At 66.6% G+C, this 22503-nt stretch carries 19 protein-coding genes; 4 read left to right on the forward strand and 15 right to left on the reverse strand.

Annotated elements, in window-relative coordinates; genetic code table 11:
* Positions 1 to 98 precede the first annotated feature (98 nt).
* The gene (locus tag ACW5IY_RS17890; protein WP_049437199.1) at positions 99 to 2126 is read left to right on the forward strand and encodes a sodium-translocating pyrophosphatase; all 2028 of its coding nucleotides are present in this window, start codon (positions 99 to 101) and stop codon (positions 2124 to 2126) included.
* Between the two features lie 86 nt (positions 2127 to 2212).
* Here the strand turns inward: ACW5IY_RS17890 and ACW5IY_RS17895 are convergent, their stop codons facing one another.
* The 5 genes from ACW5IY_RS17895 to ACW5IY_RS17915 are packed head-to-tail and all read right to left on the reverse strand — an operon-like array spanning position 2213 to position 5165.
* Positions 2213 to 2932: an energy transducer TonB gene (locus ACW5IY_RS17895; RefSeq protein WP_049437200.1), complete on the reverse strand. Its 720-nt coding sequence runs from the start codon at positions 2930 to 2932 to the stop codon at positions 2213 to 2215.
* On the reverse strand, positions 2929 to 3354 hold the full coding sequence (gene exbD / locus ACW5IY_RS17900; protein ID WP_049437201.1) for a TonB system transport protein ExbD: 426 nt from the start codon (positions 3352 to 3354) through the stop codon (positions 2929 to 2931). Before exbD ends, ACW5IY_RS17895 begins: the two co-directional genes overlap by 4 nt.
* 9 nt (positions 3355 to 3363) lie before the next feature.
* The gene (gene exbB / locus ACW5IY_RS17905) at positions 3364 to 4092 is read right to left on the reverse strand and encodes a tonB-system energizer ExbB (protein WP_049437203.1); all 729 of its coding nucleotides are present in this window, start codon (positions 4090 to 4092) and stop codon (positions 3364 to 3366) included.
* Complete coding sequence (locus ACW5IY_RS17910; protein WP_043400233.1) at positions 4079 to 4546, reverse strand: YbaN family protein; 468 nt, start codon at positions 4544 to 4546, stop codon at positions 4079 to 4081. The genes exbB and ACW5IY_RS17910 overlap by 14 nt, the downstream gene beginning before the upstream one ends.
* A gap of 31 nt (positions 4547 to 4577) precedes the next feature.
* Positions 4578 to 5165, reverse strand: coding sequence for a biliverdin-producing heme oxygenase (locus ACW5IY_RS17915; RefSeq protein ID WP_010483994.1), 588 nt, complete (start codon positions 5163 to 5165; stop codon positions 4578 to 4580).
* Between the two features lie 106 nt (positions 5166 to 5271).
* On the opposite strand from ACW5IY_RS17915, the gene ACW5IY_RS17920 reads away from it, so the two are divergent.
* On the forward strand, positions 5272 to 5529 hold the full coding sequence (locus ACW5IY_RS17920) for a DUF2789 domain-containing protein (RefSeq protein WP_029550886.1): 258 nt from the start codon (positions 5272 to 5274) through the stop codon (positions 5527 to 5529).
* Between the two features lie 121 nt (positions 5530 to 5650).
* Here ACW5IY_RS17920 and ACW5IY_RS17925 read toward each other — a convergent pair whose 3' ends face one another.
* From ACW5IY_RS17925 to ACW5IY_RS17940, 4 genes are all read right to left on the reverse strand, one after another.
* The gene (locus tag ACW5IY_RS17925) at positions 5651 to 8569 is read right to left on the reverse strand and encodes a TonB-dependent receptor domain-containing protein (RefSeq protein ID WP_457326806.1); all 2919 of its coding nucleotides are present in this window, start codon (positions 8567 to 8569) and stop codon (positions 5651 to 5653) included.
* A 228-nt stretch (positions 8570 to 8797) separates the two neighbouring features.
* Complete coding sequence (locus ACW5IY_RS17930) at positions 8798 to 9733, reverse strand: FecR family protein (RefSeq protein WP_049437209.1); 936 nt, start codon at positions 9731 to 9733, stop codon at positions 8798 to 8800.
* 104 nt (positions 9734 to 9837) lie between these two features.
* On the reverse strand, positions 9838 to 10338 hold the full coding sequence (locus tag ACW5IY_RS17935; RefSeq protein WP_049437211.1) for an RNA polymerase sigma factor: 501 nt from the start codon (positions 10336 to 10338) through the stop codon (positions 9838 to 9840).
* A 72-nt stretch (positions 10339 to 10410) separates the two neighbouring features.
* On the reverse strand, positions 10411 to 10884 hold the full coding sequence (locus ACW5IY_RS17940) for a hypothetical protein (protein ID WP_049437213.1): 474 nt from the start codon (positions 10882 to 10884) through the stop codon (positions 10411 to 10413).
* 183 nt (positions 10885 to 11067) lie between these two features.
* Between ACW5IY_RS17940 and ppa the strand changes: the two genes are divergently transcribed.
* Both ppa and ACW5IY_RS17950 read left to right on the forward strand, forming a co-directional pair.
* Entirely contained in the window at positions 11068 to 11604 is a 537-nt protein-coding gene (gene ppa / locus ACW5IY_RS17945; RefSeq protein ID WP_005410935.1) for an inorganic diphosphatase, read from the forward strand.
* 152 nt (positions 11605 to 11756) lie between these two features.
* Positions 11757 to 12878 (forward strand): HDOD domain-containing protein, encoded by a 1122-nt coding sequence (locus tag ACW5IY_RS17950; protein WP_049437215.1) that lies wholly within the window; start codon positions 11757 to 11759, stop codon positions 12876 to 12878.
* Between the two features lie 55 nt (positions 12879 to 12933).
* Here ACW5IY_RS17950 and ACW5IY_RS17955 read toward each other — a convergent pair whose 3' ends face one another.
* The 6 genes from ACW5IY_RS17955 to thiC form a co-directional block, all read right to left on the reverse strand.
* Positions 12934 to 13143: a hypothetical protein gene (locus ACW5IY_RS17955; RefSeq protein WP_019338801.1), complete on the reverse strand. Its 210-nt coding sequence runs from the start codon at positions 13141 to 13143 to the stop codon at positions 12934 to 12936.
* Between the two features lie 170 nt (positions 13144 to 13313).
* A complete protein-coding gene (locus tag ACW5IY_RS17960) occupies positions 13314 to 16172 on the reverse strand; it encodes a TonB-dependent receptor (RefSeq protein WP_010483986.1) in 2859 nt (952 codons plus the stop codon).
* 49 nt (positions 16173 to 16221) lie between these two features.
* Complete coding sequence (locus ACW5IY_RS17965; RefSeq protein WP_010483985.1) at positions 16222 to 17121, reverse strand: helix-turn-helix transcriptional regulator; 900 nt, start codon at positions 17119 to 17121, stop codon at positions 16222 to 16224.
* Positions 17122 to 17236: 115 nt separating this feature from the next.
* Positions 17237 to 19561 carry a winged helix-turn-helix domain-containing protein gene (locus ACW5IY_RS17970; RefSeq protein WP_049437216.1) on the reverse strand — a complete coding sequence of 775 codons (2325 nt, stop codon included), beginning with the start codon at positions 19559 to 19561 and terminating at the stop codon, positions 17237 to 17239.
* Between the two features lie 260 nt (positions 19562 to 19821).
* Positions 19822 to 20493 carry an ion channel gene (locus ACW5IY_RS17975; RefSeq protein WP_032128402.1) on the reverse strand — a complete coding sequence of 224 codons (672 nt, stop codon included), beginning with the start codon at positions 20491 to 20493 and terminating at the stop codon, positions 19822 to 19824.
* A gap of 93 nt (positions 20494 to 20586) precedes the next feature.
* Positions 20587 to 22431 (reverse strand): phosphomethylpyrimidine synthase ThiC, encoded by a 1845-nt coding sequence (gene thiC / locus ACW5IY_RS17980; protein ID WP_010483982.1) that lies wholly within the window; start codon positions 22429 to 22431, stop codon positions 20587 to 20589.
* Between the last annotated feature and the right edge of the window lie 72 nt (positions 22432 to 22503).

The raw sequence follows: 22503 nt of genomic DNA on the forward strand, positions 1-22503 counted from the left end.
AGGTCGGTACGGGTTGGTTCCAGGCTGCAGCCCGTCGTCCCCCTCGTGGTGCCGTTCATCGCCACTGGATGCCTACATCCATTCTGCGGAGGGGTCTAATGCTGGAACGTCACGGGCTTTCATTGGCGCTGGGCTGCGCCATTCTCGCGATCCTGTTCGGAATCGTCTCGGCGCGCTGGATCCTGCGCCAACCCACCGGCAATGAACGCATGGTCGCGATCGCCACCGCGATCCAGGAAGGTGCGCGTGCCTACCTTAACCGCCAGTACCTGACCATCGGCGTGGCCGGCGTGGTGCTGTTCGTGCTGGTCGGTGTGTTCCTCAGCTGGTACACCGCGATCGGCTTCGCGGTCGGCGCGGTGCTGTCCGGCGCGGCCGGCTACATCGGCATGAACGTGTCGGTACGCGCCAACGTGCGCACCGCAGAGGCGGCGCGCCACGGCATCAGCGCGGCGATGGACGTCGCCTTCCGCGGCGGCGCCATTACCGGCATGCTGGTGGTCGGGCTTGGCCTGCTGGGCGTGGCCGGCTACTACGCACTGCTGCTGCGCATGGGCCTGCCGATGGAACAGGCGCTGCACGCCCTGGTCGGCTTGGCCTTCGGCTCCTCGCTGATCTCGATCTTCGCGCGGTTGGGCGGTGGCATCTTCACCAAGGGCGCGGACGTCGGCGCCGACCTGGTCGGCAAGGTCGAAGCCGGCATTCCCGAGGATGACCCGCGCAATCCGGCGGTGATCGCCGACAACGTCGGTGACAACGTCGGCGACTGCGCCGGCATGGCCGCCGACCTGTTCGAGACCTATGCGGTCACCGTCATCGCAACGATGCTGCTGGGCAGCCTGATGCTGGCCGAGGCAGGCGCCAATGCGGTGCTGTATCCGCTGGTGCTTGGTGGGGTGTCGATCATCGCCTCGATCATCGGTGCGCTGTTCGTCAAGGTGAAGCCTGGCGGCTCGATCATGGGCGCGCTGTACAAGGGCGTGATCGTCTCCGGCGTGCTGGCCGCGATCGCGTTCTACCCGATCACCACCGGGCTGATGGCCGACAACGTGCACGGGCCGATGGCGCTGTATGGCTGCGCGCTGATCGGCCTGGTGCTGACCGGCCTGATCGTGTGGATCACCGAGTACTACACCGGCACCCAGTACAAGCCGGTGCAGCACGTGGCGCAGGCCTCGACCACCGGCCACGGCACCAACATCATCGCCGGCCTCGGCGTCTCGATGAAGTCCACCGCGCTGCCGGTGGTGGCGGTGTGTGCGGCGATCTGGGGTGCGTTCGCGCTGGGCGGCCTGTATGGCATCGCCATCGCCGCCACCGCGATGCTGTCGATGGCTGGCATGATCGTCGCCCTCGATGCCTACGGACCGATCACCGACAACGCCGGCGGCATTGCCGAAATGGCCGAGCTGCCTTCGGAGATCCGCGACATCACCGATCCGCTGGATGCGGTGGGCAACACCACCAAGGCGGTGACCAAGGGCTATGCGATCGGTTCGGCAGCGCTGGCCGCACTGGTGCTGTTCGCCGACTACACCCACAACCTGCAGGCCGCCAACCCGGGCCAGGAATTCCGCTTCGATCTCAGCGACCACACGGTGATCATCGGCCTGCTGATCGGCGGCCTGATCCCCTACCTGTTCGGTGCGATGGCGATGGAAGCGGTCGGTCGTGCGGCCGGGGCGGTGGTGGAAGAGGTGCGGCGCCAGTTCCGCGAGATCCCCGGCATCATGCAGGGCACCGGCAAGCCGCAGTACGACAAGGCGGTGGACATGCTGACCCGTTCGGCGATCCGCGAAATGATCGTGCCGTCACTGCTGCCGGTCGCCGTGCCGGTGGTGGTCGGCCTGCTGCTTGGGCCGCGCGCACTGGGCGGCCTGCTGATCGGCACGATCGTGACCGGCCTGTTCGTTGCCATCTCGATGACCACCGGCGGCGGCGCCTGGGACAACGCCAAGAAGTACATCGAGGACGGCCACTTCGGTGGCAAGGGGAGCGAAGCGCACAAGGCCGCGGTGACCGGCGATACCGTCGGTGACCCGTACAAGGACACCGCCGGCCCGGCGATCAATCCGCTGATCAAGATCATCAACATCGTGGCGTTGCTGCTGGTGCCGTTGCTGTAAAGGCCTTCTGTAGAGCCGAGACCATGCCCGGCTCAACGGCTTCGCGGGATCGGAGAACAGCCAGGCAGAGGCTCAGCTCTACAACGTCACCGGCCGCGCAGGAAGAAGGACACCGGCACCATCACTTCCACCGGGTCGCCGGCCACTTCGGCTGGCGGCGCCGGTACCGGGCTGGCCCGCTGCACGGTGTCCAGCGTCTCCTGGTCGAGCAGCGCGAAGCCACTGCTGCGGCCCAGTTTCAAACCTGAGACCGCGCCATCGCGGGCTACTGCGAAGCGCACGTAGACCACACCCTGCTGACGCAGCCGCTCGGCCTGGCGCGGATAGCGCCGATGCTTCTGCAGATGCCCGAGCAGGCGCCCTTCCCAGGTTGCCTCGGCGCGACTGCGTTCGCCGGCCGTGGTCTGCGGTGCGGTGTAGCGTGCGGCCGCGGCGGCCGCCACCTGCGGCGGCGCGCTGGTCTGCGTGACGTTGGCCTCGGCGGTGTCCGGCGAGGGCGTCGGCTCAGGTGTGCGCGGCGGCGGCAGGTCACCCTGTGGCTGCACCGGTGCCTTGGGTTGCTCGCGCAGGGCCGGCTTCGGCGCCTGTCGCTGCTGTTGCTGCTGCAGGGGCCCGGTTGCCACCTCGCGCGGCGGCACCGGCGGTGCCTGTGCCATCGGCGCAAGTTCCAGCATCAGCGCGGCGGGCGGCGCCGTCGCAGCCAGCACCGGTGCACGCGTCGCCCACCAGCAGGCCGCAACGATCAGCAGCGCATGCACCAGCAGCACGATCGCCAGGCTGGTCGCCCAGCGCCGCAGTCCACTCATCGTGCGCCCTGCTCCAGGCCAACCAGCGCCACCTTCAGGTAACCGGCCGCACGCAATGCATCCAGCGTCGCCATCAGTTCGCCGTAGGGCACGTGGGTATCGGCGCGCAGGTAGATGCGCTGCGCGGTGTCGCCGTGGGTGGCCGCCTGCAATGCAGCGGCCAGCCCGTCACGCGCCACGGACTGTTCGCCAACACGCAGCGACAGATCGGCCTGCACGGTCACATACACCGGTGCCTGGTCCGGCGGCGTGGCCCTGGCGCTGCTGGCCGGCAGCTGCACCGGCACTGATACGGTGACCAGCGGTGCGGCCACCATGAAGATGATCAACAGCACCAGCATCACGTCGATGAAGGGCGTGACATTGATCTCGTGCGCTTCTTCCGGCGTGTCGTCGCGGTCGGACGCGGTCCTGATCGCCATCGCCGGGCCTCAGTGCACCGCGCGCAGCGGCGTCGCTGCGCTACGCGGCACAGCACGATCAAGATCGCGCGAGACCAGCTGCTGAACGGCGGCCGACAGATCACCAAGCAGCCCCCGCAGGCCGGCCAGCACACGGCTGAAGTGGTTGTAGACCAGCACTGCGGGAATCGCCGCGACCAGGCCGAGTGCCGTCGCCAGCAGGGCCTCGGCGATGCCGGGCGCAACTACCGCCAGGTGGGTGGTGTTGCTGTGCGCGATGCCGATGAAACTGTTCATGATGCCCCACACCGTTCCGAACAGGCCGACAAAGGGCGCCACCGCGCCGATGCTGGCGAGCACACCGATGCCGCGCCGCTGCACGCGCGCGGTCTCCAGCTCGATACGGTCCAGGCGCGATGCAATGCGTTCCTTGATGCCGTCGCGCCCTTCCAGATCCTGCGACAGGCGCAGTTCGGTACGGGCCGCATCCAGCATCGCCCCTGCGATGCCCTGCTGCACATTGGCGTCAGCGCTCTCGCCGGGCAGGCTCGGCGCCTGCAGCAACAGCGCGCGCGCCGCCCGCAGCTGCCGGGCCTGGCGAGCCAGCTCCCAGCCCTTTGCCAGCAGCACGGTCCAGGTGGCCAGCGACGCCAATGCCAGCGCGATCATCACGGCTTTCACCACCACGTCGGCGGCCAGGTACATGCCCCACGGGGTCAGTGCAGGGGCGGCCACAGGGGCCAGGTCAGCAGGCAGCATCGTCTCGGTTTCCATCAGCATCAGAGGTCGCTGCGCGACGACGGGCCGCGCGCGGATCATTGGCGTCGTCCACTTCCACGACCGGATTGGGCTCCAGCCGCGGTGCAGGTCGACTGAGCACGTAGCCGGCGCTGACCGCGAAGAACAGGCCCACGCCCAACAACAAGCGCCACGACGGGTGCGCGCCCCAACAGAACAGGGCAAAGCCCACCGCCATGCCGGCACTGGCGAACGCCTTGCCCTTGCGCGACACCGCCCCCTGCTCACGCCACAGCCGCAGTGACGGGCCGTAGCGCGGATGCGCCAGCAGGCGCTGCTCGAACTTCGGCGAGCTGCGCGCAAAGCAGCCGACGGCCAGGATCAGGAAGATGGTGGTCGGCATCACCGGCAGCAACGCGCCGATTACCCCGAGGCCGACCATCAGCCAGCCCAGCGCGAACCAGAGCCAGCGCATCAGCGTTGCGCCTGTGGGCGCGCGCCGTGCATCAGGCGAATTCCACTTCGACGTGGCCGTGCACGCTGCGGAATGCGGCATCGGCTGCGTCGATCACCTGCTGCTCCTGCTCGGCACTCAGCGGCACCGCGTCCAGCGCGGCGGTGAACTCACGCCAGTGGCGCGCCGCGCCATCCGGATGCGCGGCCAGGTGGCGGGCGCCGAAGTCACGGTCCAGCCCGAGCTTGGCGGCCATCTTGTACAGGATGGTGCCGCCGAGGTTGGAGCCTTCGGCTACGTACAGCCAGCCAAGGGCGGCCGGCAGCGCCAGGTCCGCGGGCAGCGCGTCGATGTCCGATCCTGGCAGGGTCTGCTCCAGGTCCTGCAGGTCGCGCGCGACCTGGGTCAGGCGGCGGCGCTCACCGAGATCGGGCAGCAGTGCGTCGAGCGCAGGGTTGGCATACAGCGCATCGATGCTGCGGTGGAAGCGATACTGCACGCGCAGGAAACGGGCGAAATTGCTGCGGTCGGCGAAGATGTCGCCGGCCATGATGCGCTTGTCCAGGGCACCGTGGCTGTCGCGGGTGGCGGCCTTGAGCCGCAGGCTGCGGCTGTCTTCGGGAGCGATGTGTGCGTTCATGGGGGATGCCAAGGGGGTCGTCGTGCTGTAGACGTTCGCCGCGGGGCTTTCCCCAAGGCCGTGTGCGCCGATAATGGACCATCCCTTCTTCCAGCAGGAACCGATGATGATCACCACCGAACCGCGCATGACCAACCTGTTCCTGCAGCTGGGCCTGGACGCCAGCGCCGAGGCCATCGCCCGTTTCATCCGCGAGCACCAGCTGGCCACCGACGTTGAAGTGGTCGAGGCGCCCTACTGGAACGATGCCCAGCGCCAGTTTCTGTCCGAATCGCTGCAGGCCGATGCGGCATGGAGCACGGTGGTGGATGAGCTGAACGAGTCGCTGCACGAAGATGCGGTGAAGGCTTCGACCGGGCTGTAAACAGACGCCGGGCATGGCCCGGCGCTGGCGATCACACGGCGGAAGCGGTGCGAAGTCTTCCGCACTACAAAGGCGGTGCGGACCCAGGTCCGCACCCACCGAGGGCGCTCTGTGCTGTCGATCAGTACTTCCAGGTCAACGCCAGCCGCGCGGTGCGGCCCGGTGCCGGCATCACGCCCAGCGCCAGCGGGTCCAGGTAGTAGCGGTCGGTCAGGTTGTCCACGCCCGCTTCCACCGACAACTGGTCGTTGAAGCTCCAGCTGGCAAACAGGTCCACCAGCGTGGTTGGCCGGTACAGCTGCTGGATCGCCGACAGGCCCACGTTCCAGTCCTTGTCCAGCTTGCTGATCGGGCCGGCGTTGTGGACCACGCGGGTGCCGAAGGTCAGGCGCTCGTCGAACAGGCGCGAGCCCAGGGTCAGGTTGACCATGTAGCGCGGCGGATTCTGTGTATTGGTGTACGAACCCTCGAAGCCGCCGTCCACGCAGTTGGGCGTGTTGGCCAGTTCATCGTTCTTGCGCTGTGCACCATAGGCGCGGCGCTCTGCGGCGATGTCCGGCGCGCAGGTCTTGGCGTTGAAGTAGTAGTGCGCGGAAAGATCGGCAAACACCTTGCCGCTGTCATAGCTGGACTGGAACTCCATGCCCGAGACCTTGAACTGGTCGACGTTGCGGATCAGGCCCGCCGACAGCGTGCGGTAGTCACGGGTGATCAGGTCGTCGATGTGGGTATCGAAGTACGCCAGCTTCAGCGCCAGGCGGTCGCCGGCGGTGAACAGGTCGTAGCGGAGGGTGCTGGCACCGATTTCCCAGCTGCGCGCACGCTCCGGCTTCAGCTCGCCCACCGGCTTGGCGGCGGTGAACAGGCCCAGCGTGGTCTCGAACAGGCTCGGCAGCTTGGTGCCTTCGGCGTACTTCACGTAGACCATGGTGTCTTCGCTGAAGCGATAGGCCACGCTGGCCGTCGGCGAGAACGCGGTGTCACGACGGCGGATCGGCTGCGACCACGTCCAGCTGACCGGCACTTCCAGGTCCTGCGGCTTGCCGGCGTCGTAGAAGTTCCAGCCACCGATGTCGCCCACCGTGCCCTTCTTGTACGGTGAGGCCAGCAGCGACTCCTGGGTGAAGTTGCCGTTGGCATCCGGATACCAGTTCAGCAGCGCGATGCGCTTGGCCCGCCACGACGGCAGCGCCGGGTTGCCATTGAGCAGTTCGGTATAGCGGTACTGGCCCTGCACCTCATAGGCATCGGGCGTGGCCAGGCGGTTGCGGTCATGCACATCCACGCGGTTCCAGCGTCCGCCGGCCAGCAGTTCCCAATGCTCATCGGGCTGCCACTTCAGCGAGGCCACGGCACTGTATTCCTTGCGCTCGGCGTTGCGCAGGAAGCGGTTGTTGACCAGATCGTCGTGCATGACCGGTCCCGAACTGCCCGGCGCGATGTCTTCGTCGCTGTAGGACAGGCCGTAGTCCAGCGTGAACGCGCCAGCACGTGTGTCGAACTTGGAAGTGTTGCTGGCATCCAGTCCGAAGCGCTTCTGTCGCAGCGGATTGCGGTAGGCATCCTTGTAGCCGGGGTCGCCGCTGAAGCTGGGCGCGTCATACCACTCGGTGCGGCGGTCGAAGTACCACGGGGTGATGCCGGTCAAGCTGTTGTACATCACGCTGTCGGTATCGGTGTATGTAGCGTTGACACGCAGGTCGACCAGATCGCTGTCCGGATTGAAGCGGTAGCGCAGGGTGTAGCTGTCCATGTCGACATGGCCCGGGTCCCACTGCGGAATGCGATCGCGGTCGACGCGGATGATCTGCGAGGCCATGATCTCGCCGGCGGTGCCTTCGTAGCGGCGGTAGCCCGCTTCCAGCGTCTGCGCATCGTCGATGCGCCAGGTGCCCTTGAGCAGCGCCGACTTCGAGCGCGCCGAGGTATTGAAGACCTCGGTACGCGGCGGGTTTAGCGGCGCCAGCGTACGCCGGGTCTGCGGGAAGTCGTCGTAACCGTGCTTGCCGGAGAAATAGTTGCCGTTGCCGCGGTAAGCATAGGCGGCGACCAGATCGAAACGGTCCCAGTGACCGGCTGCGGCCACGTTGAAGAACTGGCTGCCGATGGCGCTGCGGTCGGAACGCGGCGCGGCGCTGTAGGACGGCAGGTTGTTGGCACTGGCGTTGGCCAGGCCGCCACGCACGCGCACGCCGAAGTCGCGGCCTTCGCGCAGCACGTCACCGATCTTCAGCGTCTCCATCTCGACCACGCCACCGATGCCACCGGAGGCGTTGGCCTGCAGGCTCGGGCCCTTGGTGATGGTCAGGCTGGAGATCAGGTCCGGGTCGAGGTAGGTGCGCTGTGACTGGCCGGCATAGCCGCGGTAGGTATCCATGCTGGACTGGCCGCCATCGATGATCACCGGCACGCGGCCCTGGCCCTGGATGCCGCGGATGTTGACGTCGAAGCCGTTGCCCACGCGCGGATCGCCAGCGGTGACGCCGGCCACGCCCTTGATGATGTCGCCATTGGAGGTGCCGCGGAAGCGTTCCAGGTGCGTGCGGTTGAGCGTGGTGGTGGAACCGACGCTGCGATAGCTGTCGAGCAGGCGCGCCTCATCGCTGGTCGCGCCACTGTCGACGCGATCGCCGGCCACGCTGAGCGTGTCGGTGACGATCACACCGCTGTCGGCCTGCACCGGCGTCGCCGCTTCCAGAGTGACTGCATCTGCGCTGACCCGGCGCACCGCCAGGCCACTGCCCTGCAACAGCTGCTGCAGCGCCTCGTTGGCCGGCAGGCTGCCATTGACCGCACGCGAGGTTACGCCCTGGGCCAGGGTGGCCGGATACACGACCTGCACGCCGGACTGGCGCATATAGCTGCGCAGCGCTTCATCCAGCGGCTGCGCTGGAATGTCGAAGCGCTGCACGGCAGCGTGGTTGCCGGTGGCGCTCTGTGCCAGCACGGACGGTGCGGCGCTGGCCAGGCCGGCGGCCAGCAGGGCGATGCACAGGCGGGACGGGCGCAGCACACGGCCCGGGCGGTGGGAGTCGAACATGGGGAACCTGTCAGGTAATCGGTGCCGCAGGCGCGGCGTCATCCGCAACACAGGCGGACACGGCGACGTACGTGGCGGCGGCGGGTACGTTCGCGGGGTAAGACGGTTGGGCGCGCGGCAACCCCAAGAGCGATTTGCGGTCGCGACAGGTGCCGACCGGCCGGTGATCGTGGTGGGTGCCGACCGTTGGTCGGCACACTGGGACCTTCATCCACGCAGGGCGTGGATCTACTGGTGAATGATGGCGACGCCGAGCGGCAGGCGGGTGACCTGCAGACCTGCTGTTGCCGCCAGTGCATCCAGCGCCTGCTCCGGGCGATCGATGCGCAATGCGGCACTCACCGCGGGTAGTCGCGACAGATCGCCGCGCACGAAGGTCGGGCCGGCGCGGTAACGCCCCACCCATTGCACGGCGTCGGCGACGCTGGCCTGCTCCAGCAGCAGCTCGCCCTGTCGCCACGCGCCGACACTGTCGGCGGCCACGTCCTGCAGGCGCGTCACGCCACTGTGCTCGCCATAGACCGCACGCTGGCCCACCTGCAGATAGGTCCAGCCACCGTCGGCCGGGCTGGCCACGCGCACCCTGCCCTGCCCGACCTGGGTTTCAACCTGGTCATCGCCGCGCGCGACGGTGAACGCGGTCGAGATGTCCTCGATCACGCCGTTGCCCGCACGCACGCTGAAACGTCGCTGCGCATCCGGGCTGACCTCGAACCAGGCACGCCCACGCAGCAGCTCGATCTCGCGTGCATGTGCATTGAAGCGCACGGCAATCGCGCTGTCCGCATCCAGCACTGCGCGGCTGCCATCGGGCAATTGCACGTTCTGCACGACGTGCGTGCTGCGATGGTCGGCCTGCAGCCGCAACCAGGCCTCCGGCCATGCCACCAGCATCGCCAGCGCGGCTGCAGCGGCCATTGCCCAGCGCATTCGATGCGGCCGCGGGCGTTCGGCGGGCCGGACCTGCGGGCGTGGCCCGACACTGCGCCACAGCGCGCGCTCGTGTTCGAAGGCGCGTCGGTGCCCCGGTTGTGCCAGCCAGCGCTCGAACTCGTGCATGCGCCCCTCGCCGATGTCACCCGAGGCCAGCCACGCGATCCAGCCCCGGGCCTGTTCGGCCAGGGCATCGTCATTGGCGGCGGGCAGCGTGTTCGGCGGGCTCATCGGCTGGCGGACAGGCGCATTCAAGCGCGGGCGGAGGAACTAGACCGCATCCACGGTCCAGTGATCAAGACGTTTCAGCGAGGGCCAGCCCCAAGCCGGGGCGATCATCGGCCGCTGCGTGCCCAGGCCAGGCGCTGCAGGGCGGTGCGCACATGGTTCTCGACGGTCGTCACCGACACCCCGAGGTGGCGGGCGATCTCGGCCTGGGTCAGGCCCTGCAGGCGGTTGAGCCGGAAGATGGTGCGGGTCGGCTCCGGCAGGTGCCCCGCCGCGTCGAGCACACGCTGCAGCTCGTCCTGGGCCACGGCCTGTTCCTCGGTCGAGATGACCTCGTCCGGCCCCCACAGGTAGTGGTCGGCCAGCAGGCGGTTGCGCCGGGTCGATTCGCGGCCGTGGTCGGTGGCCAGGTTGGCGGCCAGCCGGTACAGATAGGCCCGCGGGTTGTCGATGGCCTGGCTGTCGTCGACCCCACGGGCCTTGAACCACACCGCCTGGATCACATCCTCGGCACCATTGTCTCCGCCGAGGATGCGCTGCACCCGGCGCAGCAGTGCCGGCCGCTCACGGATCAGCAGTTCGGTAAGGGAGGCGGCATTGGAGGACATGCGCGGAACCGGGACGACAGACGGAAGGCGCCGCGCATGCTACTCCGTTAATGAGAATTAGTCACGTTCGCATCAGTGGATGCAGCCGGTCAGCCCGTCATAGACGCTCTCCGACGTGCCGGGCAACGGATCATGCAGCGGATTACGGGCCGCCAGCGCCGCATGGAAGTCCTCAACCGGGGTGCCAGGCACCAGCGGCAGCCGGCATAGCCAGGTCGGTTGCCGGGCCACGATCACACCGTCGTTCCGCGACACGGCCAGGTCACTGGCGGCAAATGCCCAGAGGCACTCACGCACCGTGCCGCGCACCGCATCCACTGAACACCGCAGGCGCAGCGCCTGGATGTCGCTGTACTCGCCCTCGCAGAAGGTGTCGCCGCAGATCCTGTCGAAGCCATGCTGCAACCGGCCTTCCAGGGCAAAGAAGCGGTCCCAGTTGGCTTCCTGGTGCGGGTAGTCGATCAGGTCCACGTAGGGAAAGGCCTGGGCGGCGGGCGCGATCAGCAGCGCGCAGAACAGGCCGAGTGACAGGGCCGATGGCTTCATGCGGGAACTCCTCGGGTAGGTGCATCCAGCCTGCGCGCGCACGCCGCCCGGCCCCATCGGTCAACCCCGGCCCGCCGGGTCGGTGCCTTCCGCGCCCTGCCGTCAGCCCCCGCCCCTGCACAGCGCCCGGCAAAGGCATAAAATGGGGGGCTATCCGTCTATATCCCCCACCTGGAGCACACCATGGGTCTGGAACTCGTCTCGCCCGGCAAGAACCCGCCGGAAGAAATCAACGTCATCATCGAGATCCCGAAGGACTCGGAGCCGGTGAAGTACGAAGTGGACAAGGAAACCGGCGCGATCTTCGTCGACCGCATCCTGTCCACCCCGATGCGCTACCCCTGCAACTACGGCTACGTGCCGAGCACCCTGTGCGGCGACGGCGATCCGGCCGACGTGCTGGTGGTGCTGCCGCTGCCGCTGGTGCCGGGCTCGGTCGTGCGCTGCCGTCCGGTCGGCGTGCTGAAGATGAGCGATGAGGCGGGCAGCGACGAGAAGATCCTGGCCGTGCCGGTGTCGAAGATCTTCAGTGGCTACGCCCACGTCGAAGACATCGCCCAGGTGTCCAGCCACTGGCTGGAGCGCATCGGCCACTTCTTCGAGCACTACAAGGACCTGGAAAAGGGCAAGTGGGTCAAGCTCGACGGTTGGGGCGGCGCCGCTGAGGCCAAGCAGATCCTGATCGAGGCGCACCAGCGCCATCTCGACAGCAAGGCCTGAGCCTGAACCGGATCGCTCCGGCGGCACCCCGCCGGAGCGATGCGGGTCACGTTTCATGACGACGGCACATCACTCCTGCCGCCGTATTAGGTAAATTGCGTCACTTCACACGTCGTCGACATCCATCGTCGAGACAGCCAGGGGAATGTGTCGTGCGTATTCTGCTTGTTGGGGATGCAGCCAGCCTGCCGGCTGAGCTGACCGAATTCATTGCCGATCTTGGGGAAGACTGGCAGCCGCTGACCGCCACCGATGGCCAGACCGCGATGACCGCGGTGGCCACGCAGGGTGTGGATGCGGTGATCGTCTGCCCTCAGCTGCCGGATCTCAATGCCACCACGCTGCTGGGCCAGATCCGGACCTTGCGCCCGGAAACCATCCGCATTGCGCTGGTGGACGCCCAGCACGGCAACCGGCCGCCGCCGGCACGCCTGATCGGCGTGGCCCACCGCTTCCTGCCGTTGCCGCTGGCACCGGAAGTGTTGCTGGAAGCGCTGACCAGCCTGGAAGAGCTGCGCGAAGTGCTGGACAGCCCTCGCCTGCGCGACGCCATCGGCCGTATCGAGAAGCTGCCGTCGCCGCCGCACCTGTACCTGAGCCTGACCCAGGCACTGGAACATGACGACGACGCCGACAGCGCCGACGTCGCCAAGCTGGTGGCCGCTGATCCGGCGATCGCGGCCAAGGTGCTGCAGCTGTCGAACTCGGCGTTCTTCAGCCAAGGCCGCACCATCGCCGACCTGCGCACCGCCGTGACCCGCCTCGGCCTGTCGACGCTGCGCGATCTGGTACTGGCCAGCGAGGTGTTCTCGGCACCGACACTGTCCACGGCCGAGCGCAATTCACTACAGCAACGCGCCCTGCTTGCCTCGCGCCTGGCGGCACGCCTGCTGCCCGAATCCAGCGCCGAACTGGGCGCGACCGCCGCGCTGCTTGCCGACATCGGCCTGCTGCTGCCCGGCGTGCGCAACGAGCGCAGCGAACCGTCGCTGGCGGGTGATACGCGCCCAGGCCACGCCGAAGCCGGCGCCTACCTGCTCGGCCTGTGGGGCCTGCCGATGCCGATCATCGAAGCGGTCGCGTTCCATCTGCAGCCGCAGCGTGCCAATACGCGCAGCTTCTGGGTGACCGGCGCGGTGCACGTGGCACTGGCACTGGTCAATGGTGATCCGGTGGACGAGGACTACCTGCAGCGCGCAGGTGTTCTCAACAGGCTGCCGCAGTGGCGGGAGCATGCCAACAGCCTGATGGGACTGGTACCCAGCGAGACCTGAGCTGTCAACGCAGGAAGAACCTCGAAGGCGCGCCCAAAGGCGCGCCTTTTTTGCATCAGCGCGCGCCGCAGGCATCCTGCACGCAGTGGCGATACTGCAGATCGCACAGGACCTTCGACTTGCCTGCAGCCAGGCATTCCTGACGCAGCTCCTGGCAGTACAGCCCGCCCCCACAGACGCCACCGGTCTGGGCAAACACTGCACCCACCAATGTTGCATAGATCAGTGCAGCAGCAGACAGTTTGTGCAACAGCGTGCTCTTCATCGCTCTCTCCAGGTGCAAGTGTCCGCAAGTGGACCCAGCAACCGTGTTGATTACGACACGACCGGAACGTGACTTCCCTCACCTTCCAAGACATTTCGGAATTCCCCTACAAAGAAAGAGGGCGGACCTTGCGGTCCGCCCTCCCGGTACTGCTGTCGCACTTCGAACTATCAGAAGCGCTGGGTGTACTTCATGTACAGGAAGCGACCGACGTCGAAGCCACCGTAGTAGGCGAAGCTCGAGTTCGGCGCCGAGTACTGCAGCGCACCGCGGTGATCGAACACGTTGTTCGCACCCAGGGCGATGGTGGCATCCCACGGAGCCTTCCAGCTGACCTGCACGTCGTGGAAGGTGTTGGAGCCGGTGTGGCGCAGCGGATCCGGCTCACCATTGGCGTAGTGGTTCGGAGCGTCGCACCATGCGTCATCGATGCAGCTTTCCTTCATGCCCGAGTAGTAGCGGGCAGTCCAGTTGACGCCGAAGTCACCCAGCTCCCAGTTGACACCCAGGTTCGAACGGACGCGGAACAGGCCCGGCTCACCAACGCGACCGATGGTGATGTTCTCACCCTTCTTGTTCTGGCCGGCTTCGTCGTACTTGGCCAGGTAGCTGGTCTGCCAGTCGATGCTGAACTTGCCGATCGACAGTTCCGGCAGGCGGTACTTGACACCCAGATCGTAGCCTTCGGTCTCCATCGAGCCGAGGTTGGCCAGGCCGTAGGTCAGCGCCTCGATATGGCCATCAGCGGCACGGGTGACGCCTTCGCAGCGAGCTGCGTTGCCCAGCACGTAGCAGTCACGCAGGATGCGATCAACGCTGTCAGCGATGATCATGTTCTTCAACTCGTAGCGGTACCAGTCGAGCGAGATGTCCAGGCCCTGCACCCAACGCGGGCTCCAGACCAGGCCAACCGTCTTGCTCTTGGAGGTTTCCGGCTTCAGAGCCGAATTCGAACCGCTGACGAACTGGTCCGGGGTCGCGCACGGGAAGGTGCTGCAAGGCGCGAAGCCCTGGCCGACCTGCACGTAGTTGGCCGGCACGCCAGCCGCGGCGCAGGCAGCATTGCCAGCGACGTTGCCCGGCGAGGTCGAACCGCACGGATCGGTATAACGCTCGAAGCTCGAGTTGGTGCCGCCGTACAGATCGTCAACGGTCGGTGCGCGGAAGCCTTCTGCGTAGGTACCGCGGACCAGCAGTTCGTCGATCGGGCGCCACACCAGGCCGAACTTCGAGTTGATCGTGTCACCGAAGTTGCTGTAGTCAGAGTAGCGGCTTGCGACGTTGAAGGTCAGTTCCTTGGCAAACGGCAGGTCCGACAGGATCGGCACGTTCAGTTCCAGGTAGAACTCATCCAGCGAGTAGTTGCCCGAAGTGGTGGTCGACGCCAGGCCGGTCGACTGGCCCGACTGACGGAAGGCGTCCGGCACGAAGCGGCCTTCTTCCTTGCGGTGCTCGTAGCCCATGGCCACACCCAGGTCACCGGCCGGCAGCTCGAACAGCGAACCGGACAGGTTGGCGGTGTAGCTGGTGGTCTTGGTCACACCAGTGTCGGTGTAGGTCGGGAACAGGAAGTTCTGCAGATCACGGTCGGCAAGCGAGCCCTGGCCGTTGACGCCGTAAGGCAGCAGCGGGTTCCACGGGCGGCACTGGCTCAGCGGGATCGGATTGGCGGCGGTCCCGCACTGAGCAACGCCCTGGCCGTTGATGAACGACTTGCCAAGTGCCTGCTCGGAAGCGATCAGGCTCATGTCGCCGTAGCCGGTCTTGGTCAGCTCGTTGCGGTTCCACAGCGCGCCAACGTCCCAGTCCCAGGTCTTGCCGGCAAACTCGAAGAAGCCACTCAGGCTCGGCGCGAAGCGCAGGGTCTTGAGGTCGCTCTTGGTGGTACGCGGCACTTCCCACAGGCGGCGACGGAACTCAACGTCCTGGCCGATCGGGTTGAACGCGCTGTCCTTCGACAGCGGGGTACCGAACGACAGCGACTGGTACGGGTAACCCGCGATCTGCTGGTCGGTGGTGCGCTGGTTGTACAGCACGTCAGCATTGAAGGTGATCGAGTCAGCCAGATCGTAGCTGCCGTTGACATACACGGACTTACGCTCGATGCCGGTCTGCACCATCATCTGCTGGTTGGCGTTGGAGTACTCGGCCGGAGTCAGCAGGTGGTAGTCGGCCGCATTCTTCGGGTCACCGCCCGGATTCAGGGTCTTCCACTCCGGCTGCGGCTGGCCTGCAGCGCGCGGCTTGCAGTCGCCCCACACGCGCGGGTCGCACCAGGTGCTGTTCTGGCTCAGCGGGCTCCAGTCGGCAGAGGTCGAATTCGGGCCCAGGCCGCCGTCGCGGCTGAACCAACGATCCTTCGCCCACACCGGATCCTGCTTGGAGTACTCGGCCGACAGGGTCACGCCGCCACGCTCGCCTTCAGAGCCGAGGGTGAACGAGTAGGTGTTGGTGTCGCCGTCGCCGCGGCCGTACTGGCCAACGTAGACGCTGGCTTCAGCACCGTCGAAGCGCTTGCGGGTGATCACATTGACTACGCCAGCGATGGCGTCCGAACCGTAGATGGCGGAGGCGCCATCCTTCAGCACTTCGATGCGCTCGACGGCGGCCATCGGAATCTGGCTCAGATCCTGGTAGCCGGCAGTGGTCGCGCCCAGGCGCTTGCCGTTCATCAGCACCAGGGTGCGCTGCGCGCCAAGGTTGCGCAGGTCGACGTAGTAGCCGCCAACGTTTTCGCCGGAGGACAGCGAGTCCGCGCGGGAAATGGCCGGCGAACCTGCCGAGGTCAGGTTCTGCAGGACATCGGCGACGGTGGTGTAGCCCTGCTTTTCCAGGTTCTCACGGCTCAGCGTGAGGACCGGCTGCTGGGTCTCCATCGAGGCGCCGCGGATGCGCGAGCCCGTGATTTCGATGCGATCCAGGGTGGTCGCATCCTTTGCTTCCTGCGCAGAAGCAAAGGCGGGCGTCAGCGCCAACGCAATGCCAGCCGGCAGAAGGCCCAGCCGCACTGCGGGATTACGAACGTTCATCTATCTCTCCAAGGTACGTGTTAGCAGCGTGTTAAAACACCCCAGCACGTTACGATTGCGTTGCAGCGCTGTATTTGCGCGAGCCAACCGGAGACTTTGCAGATTGTGGCGGCAGCAAGCCGCCGTTTTCCCTGAAGCGCGATGCGGACTGGCCGTAGCGGGCGCGGAACGCACGCGCGAAGCTGCAGCAGTTGTCGAAGCCACTGGCCGCAGCGACCTCGCCAACCATCATGTCGGTGTCACGCAGCAGGTCGGCCGCCCGTTCCAGGCGCAAACGTGCTGAAAGCGACTGCGGGCTTTCCTCGTACAGGCTCTGGAAAGTCTTGGAGAGATACCAGCTGGAGAAGTTGGTCAGCTCGGCCAGTTCACCGATGCGCACCACGCGGTGGCTGTTGCCTTCCAGGTACAGGCGGGCGCGCTGCATGCGGCCGAATACCTGGCGCTTGCGGCTGCGCGAGCGACCCGGGCAACGCTGCACGTTGTCGGCCAGCCCACGCTGCAGGCCCGCCAGATGCAGCAGCAGCGGGCGCAGTGCCTGTGCCGGCTGGCCACTGGCCAGCGCATCGCGCCACAGGCGCAACGCAACGCGGGCATCGCCACGGCTCATGCGGCCACGCCCGGCGTACAGGCCGCAGTCGGCCATCTCGGCCAGCACGCGCAGCGCTTCGACAGTCAGGTTCAGGCCAACGCACAAGCCGTTGCGGCCTGCCTGCACCAGCGGCCGCGACTCTTTCTCGAAGGCGATCCACTCGCCCTGGCGCAAGCGGAAGCGTCCTTCCTTGGCTTCCACCCAGGAGCTGCCGCGCACCTGCATCCACACAGTGAAGCTGCTGCCTGCGGTCTGCAGGCTACCGAGCCGGGCCACGCCCAGGCAGGTCGGCGCAGCATCGTCGAGCGACCGGTCCAGAGAGACGGTTTGGCCGCGATCGGCCAGCGAGAGTTGACGCATGGGGGGCACCACGGTTTGCCTAGTACAGGCCTCCGTTTTGCCAAATCAGGCGGCACCACGTCAGGAAAGTCAGACGAGATCGCCACGAATTCGCGGCGAGGTCGCCACGAAGAAATTACGAAGGCCCATTTCCGTTGAACAACAACAACTTGGAGAACGCCGGAAGCAGCGTCGGTGAGCGCTCGGGCAAGCGCATCACGCCGATGTCGGCACCGTCGCTGACCGCCATTGCCACGAACAGCGTGTGCCCATCGGCGCCGGCACTCAGCCCGTTGCCGGCACTGAGGCGTTCCGCATCCAGGCAGCGTTCCGGTTCCTCGCGCCCGGCCTGGATCAGCACCAGTGTCGTGCCACAACGGGTGGACGTACCGAGGTAGCCGATCGCGTTGTTGCCGGCCACGGTCCAGGCCCGGTACCGCCACCGGCTGGGCCGGTCATCGCTGATCTGCTGCACACTTGCCGGTGCCAACGCCGCATCCACCGACCACAGGCCTCCTGCGGCCAGGCGGGTGAACAGCACACGCCCGCTGCTGCGATCGAACCGCGCCTGCGAAACACCGTCGATGCTGGCCAGGCGGCGCCAGGGCTGCACGCTTCGATCAAACAGGCTCAGCCGGGTCTGTTGCTGGTCATCGCGCTCGACCACCAGCAGCTGGTCCGGGCTTGCCCCGTACAGTGCCTGCAGCGGCTGCTCCGACGGGACAGGCAACGGCTGGACGCGTTCGTCACGTGGGGCGATCTCATAGACCACTGTGCGTCCGTGCTCGTCGCGCCCCACCACCAGCAATCGCCGGCTGTCGGCCGACCAGTCCGGTGCCTGACGTGCCTCGGGCCGCAAGCCTTCGATCGGCCGCAGCGAATCGGGGCGCTCCATGTCCGCCCACCACAGCGCGAAGCTGCCTGAACGATCGGACGTGAACACCAGTTGGCGTCCATCCGGCGCCGCCATCGGCTGCCCGTCCCGGCCACTGGATGCAAACAAGCGCTGCGGCGGCGAGCCGCCCTCCATCGGCACCTTGAAGATGCCGAACTGCGCGCGCCGGTGGACGAAGGCCAGCATGCCCGCGCGGCGTGCAGTGGCCGGCCACTGTGCGTCGTCGAGCCCGGCATCGCGCAGCGTGCGGCTCTCGACGTCCAGGTAATACAGGCGCACTTCACTGTCGACACGGCGTCCAAACACGATCGTCCGGCCATCACGCAACCAGGCCCAGCCACGCAGTTCAGCGGCCTCGCTGGTCAGCTGTTCGGGCGTGCCACCCGCTGCCGGCATGCGCCACAGGTCGCCCAGCTGCGGATTGCGCACGAACACCAGCCACTTGCCATCAGGCGAGTAGCGCGGCGCATAGTCGAAGTCATCCTCGGCAACACCGTAGTCCAGCGCCTCCCATTGGCCACTGGCCAGATCGAGCCTGCGGATGCCCCGATGGGCATAGCGCCCCACCATGCTGCCGAACACCAGGCCACGGCCGTCCGGCGTCCAGTCGAAACTGAGCAGCTCGGTGCCATCGCACCGCGTGGCCTGGCGCAGGGCACCACCGGTCGCGCTGGCGATCAGCACCTGGCAGCCGCCGTTGTTGCTGAACCGCGCGAAGGCAATCTCGCGTCCATCCGGCGACCAGCTCGGGAAGCGGTCAACCGAGCCGGCCGGCGGAGCCAGCAGCTGCCGCGCTGGCGCGTTGCCGGAGGTCTGCACCTTGATCGCCCCACCCCCTTGCCCGTCTTCGTTGGCGCCTTCATAGGCCACCAACGAACCATCGGGTGAAAGCGTGGGATAGGTTTCAAAACCGCTGGTTGCGGTGATCAACCGATAGGGGCGCTGCGGGCTGCCGATCACGCGCGTGCCGTTCTCCACGGCCGCATCCACCGCTGAACTGCTGGCCGGTGCCCGCCGCAGCAGCAGCGCGGCCAGCACCACCACCGTGGCCAGCATCAGCACGCCCAGCACCAGCAGCACGCGCCGGCGGACGTGGCGCCAGCGGCGGCGCGACGCCTGCACGTGTGCCGGCTTCTCCTCGGCGATGACCATCACCGGTTGCAGGTCCGCGATTTCGTCATCGGCTCCTGCGGACGGCGCCGGCTCGACATCGTCCAGTACCTGCACCGGCACCAGCAGGCGATAGCCGGTCTTGGCGATGGTCTCGATATAGGCCTGGCCGTTGTCGTCGTCGTTGCTGAACGCCTTGCGCAGCTGGGTGACGGCCTGGGTAAGCACATCATTGGTCGGCAGCGTGTCCGGCCAGACTTCCGCGAACAGTTCATCGCGGGTGACAACGCGCCCGGGCTGGCGCAGCAGTACACGCAGCACGCCCAGCGCCTTCGGCGTCAGCCGACGCGGGCGACGCGCACCGACGACCTCGACTTCTCGCGAGGACAGAGTGACAGTGCACTCTCCGATCCGGATCCGATCGAATCCGGGGGGCTGGTTTTCACTGCTGTTCATTTTCCGCTACACAGTAGAGACAGGTCCGGGGCAGCGTTTGCCTTCGATACCCTCCCGTCCTGGGAACAGCAAAAAGCCAGACTCCGCACAAAGCATCGGCGCATACCGCAAAAACAATGAAGCGGGCGAATACTAGCCTATGCGGGTTACCTCGCCTATCGCGTGGTCGACATCCAGGCTCTCTCTCGCCGACGCATTCACATAATTTGCTGCACCATTCGCGCCCTGCGGGGCGCGAAATTTTTATCTGGCGTTCATTTTCACATGCGCCGCAGCATGGTCAATCCGACCAGTCGCGAAACCACCAAAGCCACGTACATCACGCCTGAAAACTGCTCCAGCATGACCAATGCACGCGCCTGCGGATGCAGCGGCACGACGTCGCTCAAGCCGACACCCGAGAGCAAACTGAAGCTCAGATAAAGCAGTTCCATCCAGGTGCGCTGCGCACCACCACCGGTGCCCTGGAAACTGCCCGGATACCACTGCTGGCACACGGCGAAAGCAAACGCGAAGGCCCAGGCCAGCAAGGTGAATGTCGCACCTGCCGCGAACAGTTCATCGCGGGTGACTTTATGGTCCTGGAGCATGTAGGCGATGAGTGCACCGGCCGTATAGAAGTACAGCAGGCTTTCCAGCAGCTGCGCGGTGGTCAGCAGCGCACTGCGATCCAGCAATGCACCGGCCAGCGAGAACACCACCGAAGGAATGGCCAGCAGCAGCGCCAGCCAGGTGCCCAGCGGGCTGCGCTGGACCACCCACAGCGCCAGGCCGAGTACCGCCATGCCGAACATGCCCAGCGCCGCACGGCCACCGGCGGTGTCATCAAGCGCGGGATACAGCAGCACGGCGATCAACTGGGCCCCCAGCAGCCAGGCCGAAGGATGACGGCGGGCAATGGCCAGCCAGCGGGTGGTGATGGCAACGGGCATGGCGTCCTTTCCCCAGGGTGATGAGCCGAGGATAGCCGGGAGCGGCGTGATGAGCGGTAGTGCCGGCCGCTGGCCGGCACCCCCGCTTCCGCATCACCCCTGGCGGTAGACCTCGGCACCGGCCGCGCGGAACTCCGCCGACTTCTCCTTCATGCCGGCCTCGGCGTAATCGCGCACGTCCTGGGTGATCTTCATCGAACAGAAGTGCGGACCGCACATCGAGCAGAAGTGCGCCAGCTTGTGCGCATCCTTCGGCAGCGTCTCGTCATGGAATTCCTTGGCCTTCTCTGGATCCAGGCCAAGATGGAACTGGTCCTCCCAGCGGAACTCGAAGCGCGCCTTGCTCAGCGCGTTGTCGCGCACCTGCGCGCCCGGATGGCCCTTGGCCAGGTCGGCCGCGTGCGCGGCGATGCGATAGGCCATGATGCCGTCACGCACGTCCTGGCGGTTGGGCAGGCCGAGGTGTTCCTTCGGCGTCACGTAGCAGAGCATGGCGGTACCAAACCAGCCGATCATTGCTGCACCGATCGCGCTGGTGATGTGGTCGTAGCCCGGCGCGATGTCGGTGGTCAACGGGCCCAGCGTATAGAACGGCGCTTCGCCGCACTCGCGCAGCTGCTTGTCCATGTTCTCCTTGATCAGCTGCATCGGCACATGGCCGGGGCCTTCGATCATGGTCTGCACGTCATGCTTCCAGGCGATCTTCGTCAGCTCGCCCAGCGTTTCCAGCTCACCGAACTGCGCGGCGTCGTTGGCATCGGCGATGCAGCCCGGGCGCAGGCCGTCACCCAGCGAGAAGGTCACGTCATAGGCCTTCATGATCTCGCAGATGTCTTCGAAATGCGTGTAGAGGAAATTCTCCTTGTGGTGCGCCAGGCACCACTTGGCCATGATCGAGCCACCGCGGCTGACGATGCCGGTCACGCGCTTGGCAGTGAGCGGCACATAGCGCAGCAGCACGCCGGCATGGATGGTGAAGTAGTCCACGCCCTGCTCGGCCTGCTCGATCAGCGTGTCGCGGAAGATCTCCCAGGTGAGCGCCTCGGCGCGGCCGTCGACCTTCTCCAGCGCCTGGTAGATCGGCACGGTACCGATCGCCACCGGCGAGTTGCGGATGATCCACTCACGGGTTTCGTGGATGTGCTTGCCGGTGGACAGGTCCATCACTGTGTCGCCGCCCCAGCGGATCGCCCACACCAGCTTCTCCACTTCCTCGGCAATGCCCGAGGACACCGCGCTGTTGCCGATGTTGGCGTTGATCTTGGTCAGGAAGTTGCGGCCGATGATCATCGGCTCGCTTTCCGGGTGGTTGATGTTGTTGGGCAGCACCGCGCGGCCGCGTGCGATCTCATCGCGCACGAACTCCGGTGTGATGATCTTCTGGATCGAGGCACCAAATGCCTCGCCCGGGTGCTGCTGCAGCAGGCCGGCATCGCGGATCGCGTCCAGGCGCTGGTTTTCGCGGATGGCGACGAACTCCATCTCCGGCGTGATGATGCCACGGCGCGCGTAGTGCATCTGGGTGACGTTGGCACCTGCACGCGCACGGCGTGGCAGGCTGCGCGCGGGAAAGCGCACCGCATCGAGCTTCGGGTCCTGCTCGCGATCGCGGCCGAACGAAGAACTCAGTCCTTCGAGCTGCTCGGTATCACCGCGCTCTTCCACCCAGCCGCGGCGCAGTTCCGGCAAACCGGCCGACAGATCGATGCGCACCTCCGGATCGGTGTACGGGCCCGATGTGTCGTAGACCGTGACCGGTGCGTTCTCTTCGCCGCCGAACAGCGTCGGCGTGCGGGTCAACGCGATCTCGCGCATCGGTACCTGCAGATCCGGACGTGAGCCGGGCACGTGGATCTTGCGCGAGCCGGGGATGGGCCGGGTCACGGATTCGGAGAGTTGCTGGGCCTGTTGCTGCAGGGCAGAGAGCTGTGCGTTCATCGGGCATCGTCCAGGAAGGTCAGGGACGAAGCGGCGGCGCACTGCTGCCGCTCCCGGACGGTCCTTGGGCGG

This window comes from Stenotrophomonas sp. C-A (genome assembly GCF_054030835.1).

Coding starts and splice junctions, on each gene's coding strand:
- ACW5IY_RS17910 (WP_043400233.1), bottom strand. CDS start 4,546: ATGCGCTGGCTCTGGTTCGCGCTGGGCTGGCTGATGGTCGGCCTCGGG.
- ACW5IY_RS17890 (WP_049437199.1), top strand. CDS start 99: ATGCTGGAACGTCACGGGCTTTCATTGGCGCTGGGCTGCGCCATTCTC.
- ACW5IY_RS17895 (WP_049437200.1), bottom strand. CDS start 2,932: ATGAGTGGACTGCGGCGCTGGGCGACCAGCCTGGCGATCGTGCTGCTG.
- ACW5IY_RS17960 (WP_010483986.1), bottom strand. CDS start 16,172: ATGAACGTTCGTAATCCCGCAGTGCGGCTGGGCCTTCTGCCGGCTGGC.
- ppa (WP_005410935.1), top strand. CDS start 11,068: ATGGGTCTGGAACTCGTCTCGCCCGGCAAGAACCCGCCGGAAGAAATC.
- ACW5IY_RS17970 (WP_049437216.1), bottom strand. CDS start 19,561: ATGAACAGCAGTGAAAACCAGCCCCCCGGATTCGATCGGATCCGGATC.
- ACW5IY_RS17925 (WP_457326806.1), bottom strand. CDS start 8,569: ATGTTCGACTCCCACCGCCCGGGCCGTGTGCTGCGCCCGTCCCGCCTG.
- ACW5IY_RS17955 (WP_019338801.1), bottom strand. CDS start 13,143: ATGAAGAGCACGCTGTTGCACAAACTGTCTGCTGCTGCACTGATCTAT.
- ACW5IY_RS17935 (WP_049437211.1), bottom strand. CDS start 10,338: ATGTCCTCCAATGCCGCCTCCCTTACCGAACTGCTGATCCGTGAGCGG.
- ACW5IY_RS17965 (WP_010483985.1), bottom strand. CDS start 17,121: ATGCGTCAACTCTCGCTGGCCGATCGCGGCCAAACCGTCTCTCTGGAC.
- ACW5IY_RS17915 (WP_010483994.1), bottom strand. CDS start 5,165: ATGAACGCACACATCGCTCCCGAAGACAGCCGCAGCCTGCGGCTCAAG.
- thiC (WP_010483982.1), bottom strand. CDS start 22,431: ATGAACGCACAGCTCTCTGCCCTGCAGCAACAGGCCCAGCAACTCTCC.
- ACW5IY_RS17920 (WP_029550886.1), top strand. CDS start 5,272: ATGATCACCACCGAACCGCGCATGACCAACCTGTTCCTGCAGCTGGGC.
- exbD (WP_049437201.1), bottom strand. CDS start 3,354: ATGGCGATCAGGACCGCGTCCGACCGCGACGACACGCCGGAAGAAGCG.
- ACW5IY_RS17940 (WP_049437213.1), bottom strand. CDS start 10,884: ATGAAGCCATCGGCCCTGTCACTCGGCCTGTTCTGCGCGCTGCTGATC.
- ACW5IY_RS17930 (WP_049437209.1), bottom strand. CDS start 9,733: ATGAGCCCGCCGAACACGCTGCCCGCCGCCAATGACGATGCCCTGGCC.
- exbB (WP_049437203.1), bottom strand. CDS start 4,092: ATGCTGCCTGCTGACCTGGCCCCTGTGGCCGCCCCTGCACTGACCCCG.
- ACW5IY_RS17975 (WP_032128402.1), bottom strand. CDS start 20,493: ATGCCCGTTGCCATCACCACCCGCTGGCTGGCCATTGCCCGCCGTCAT.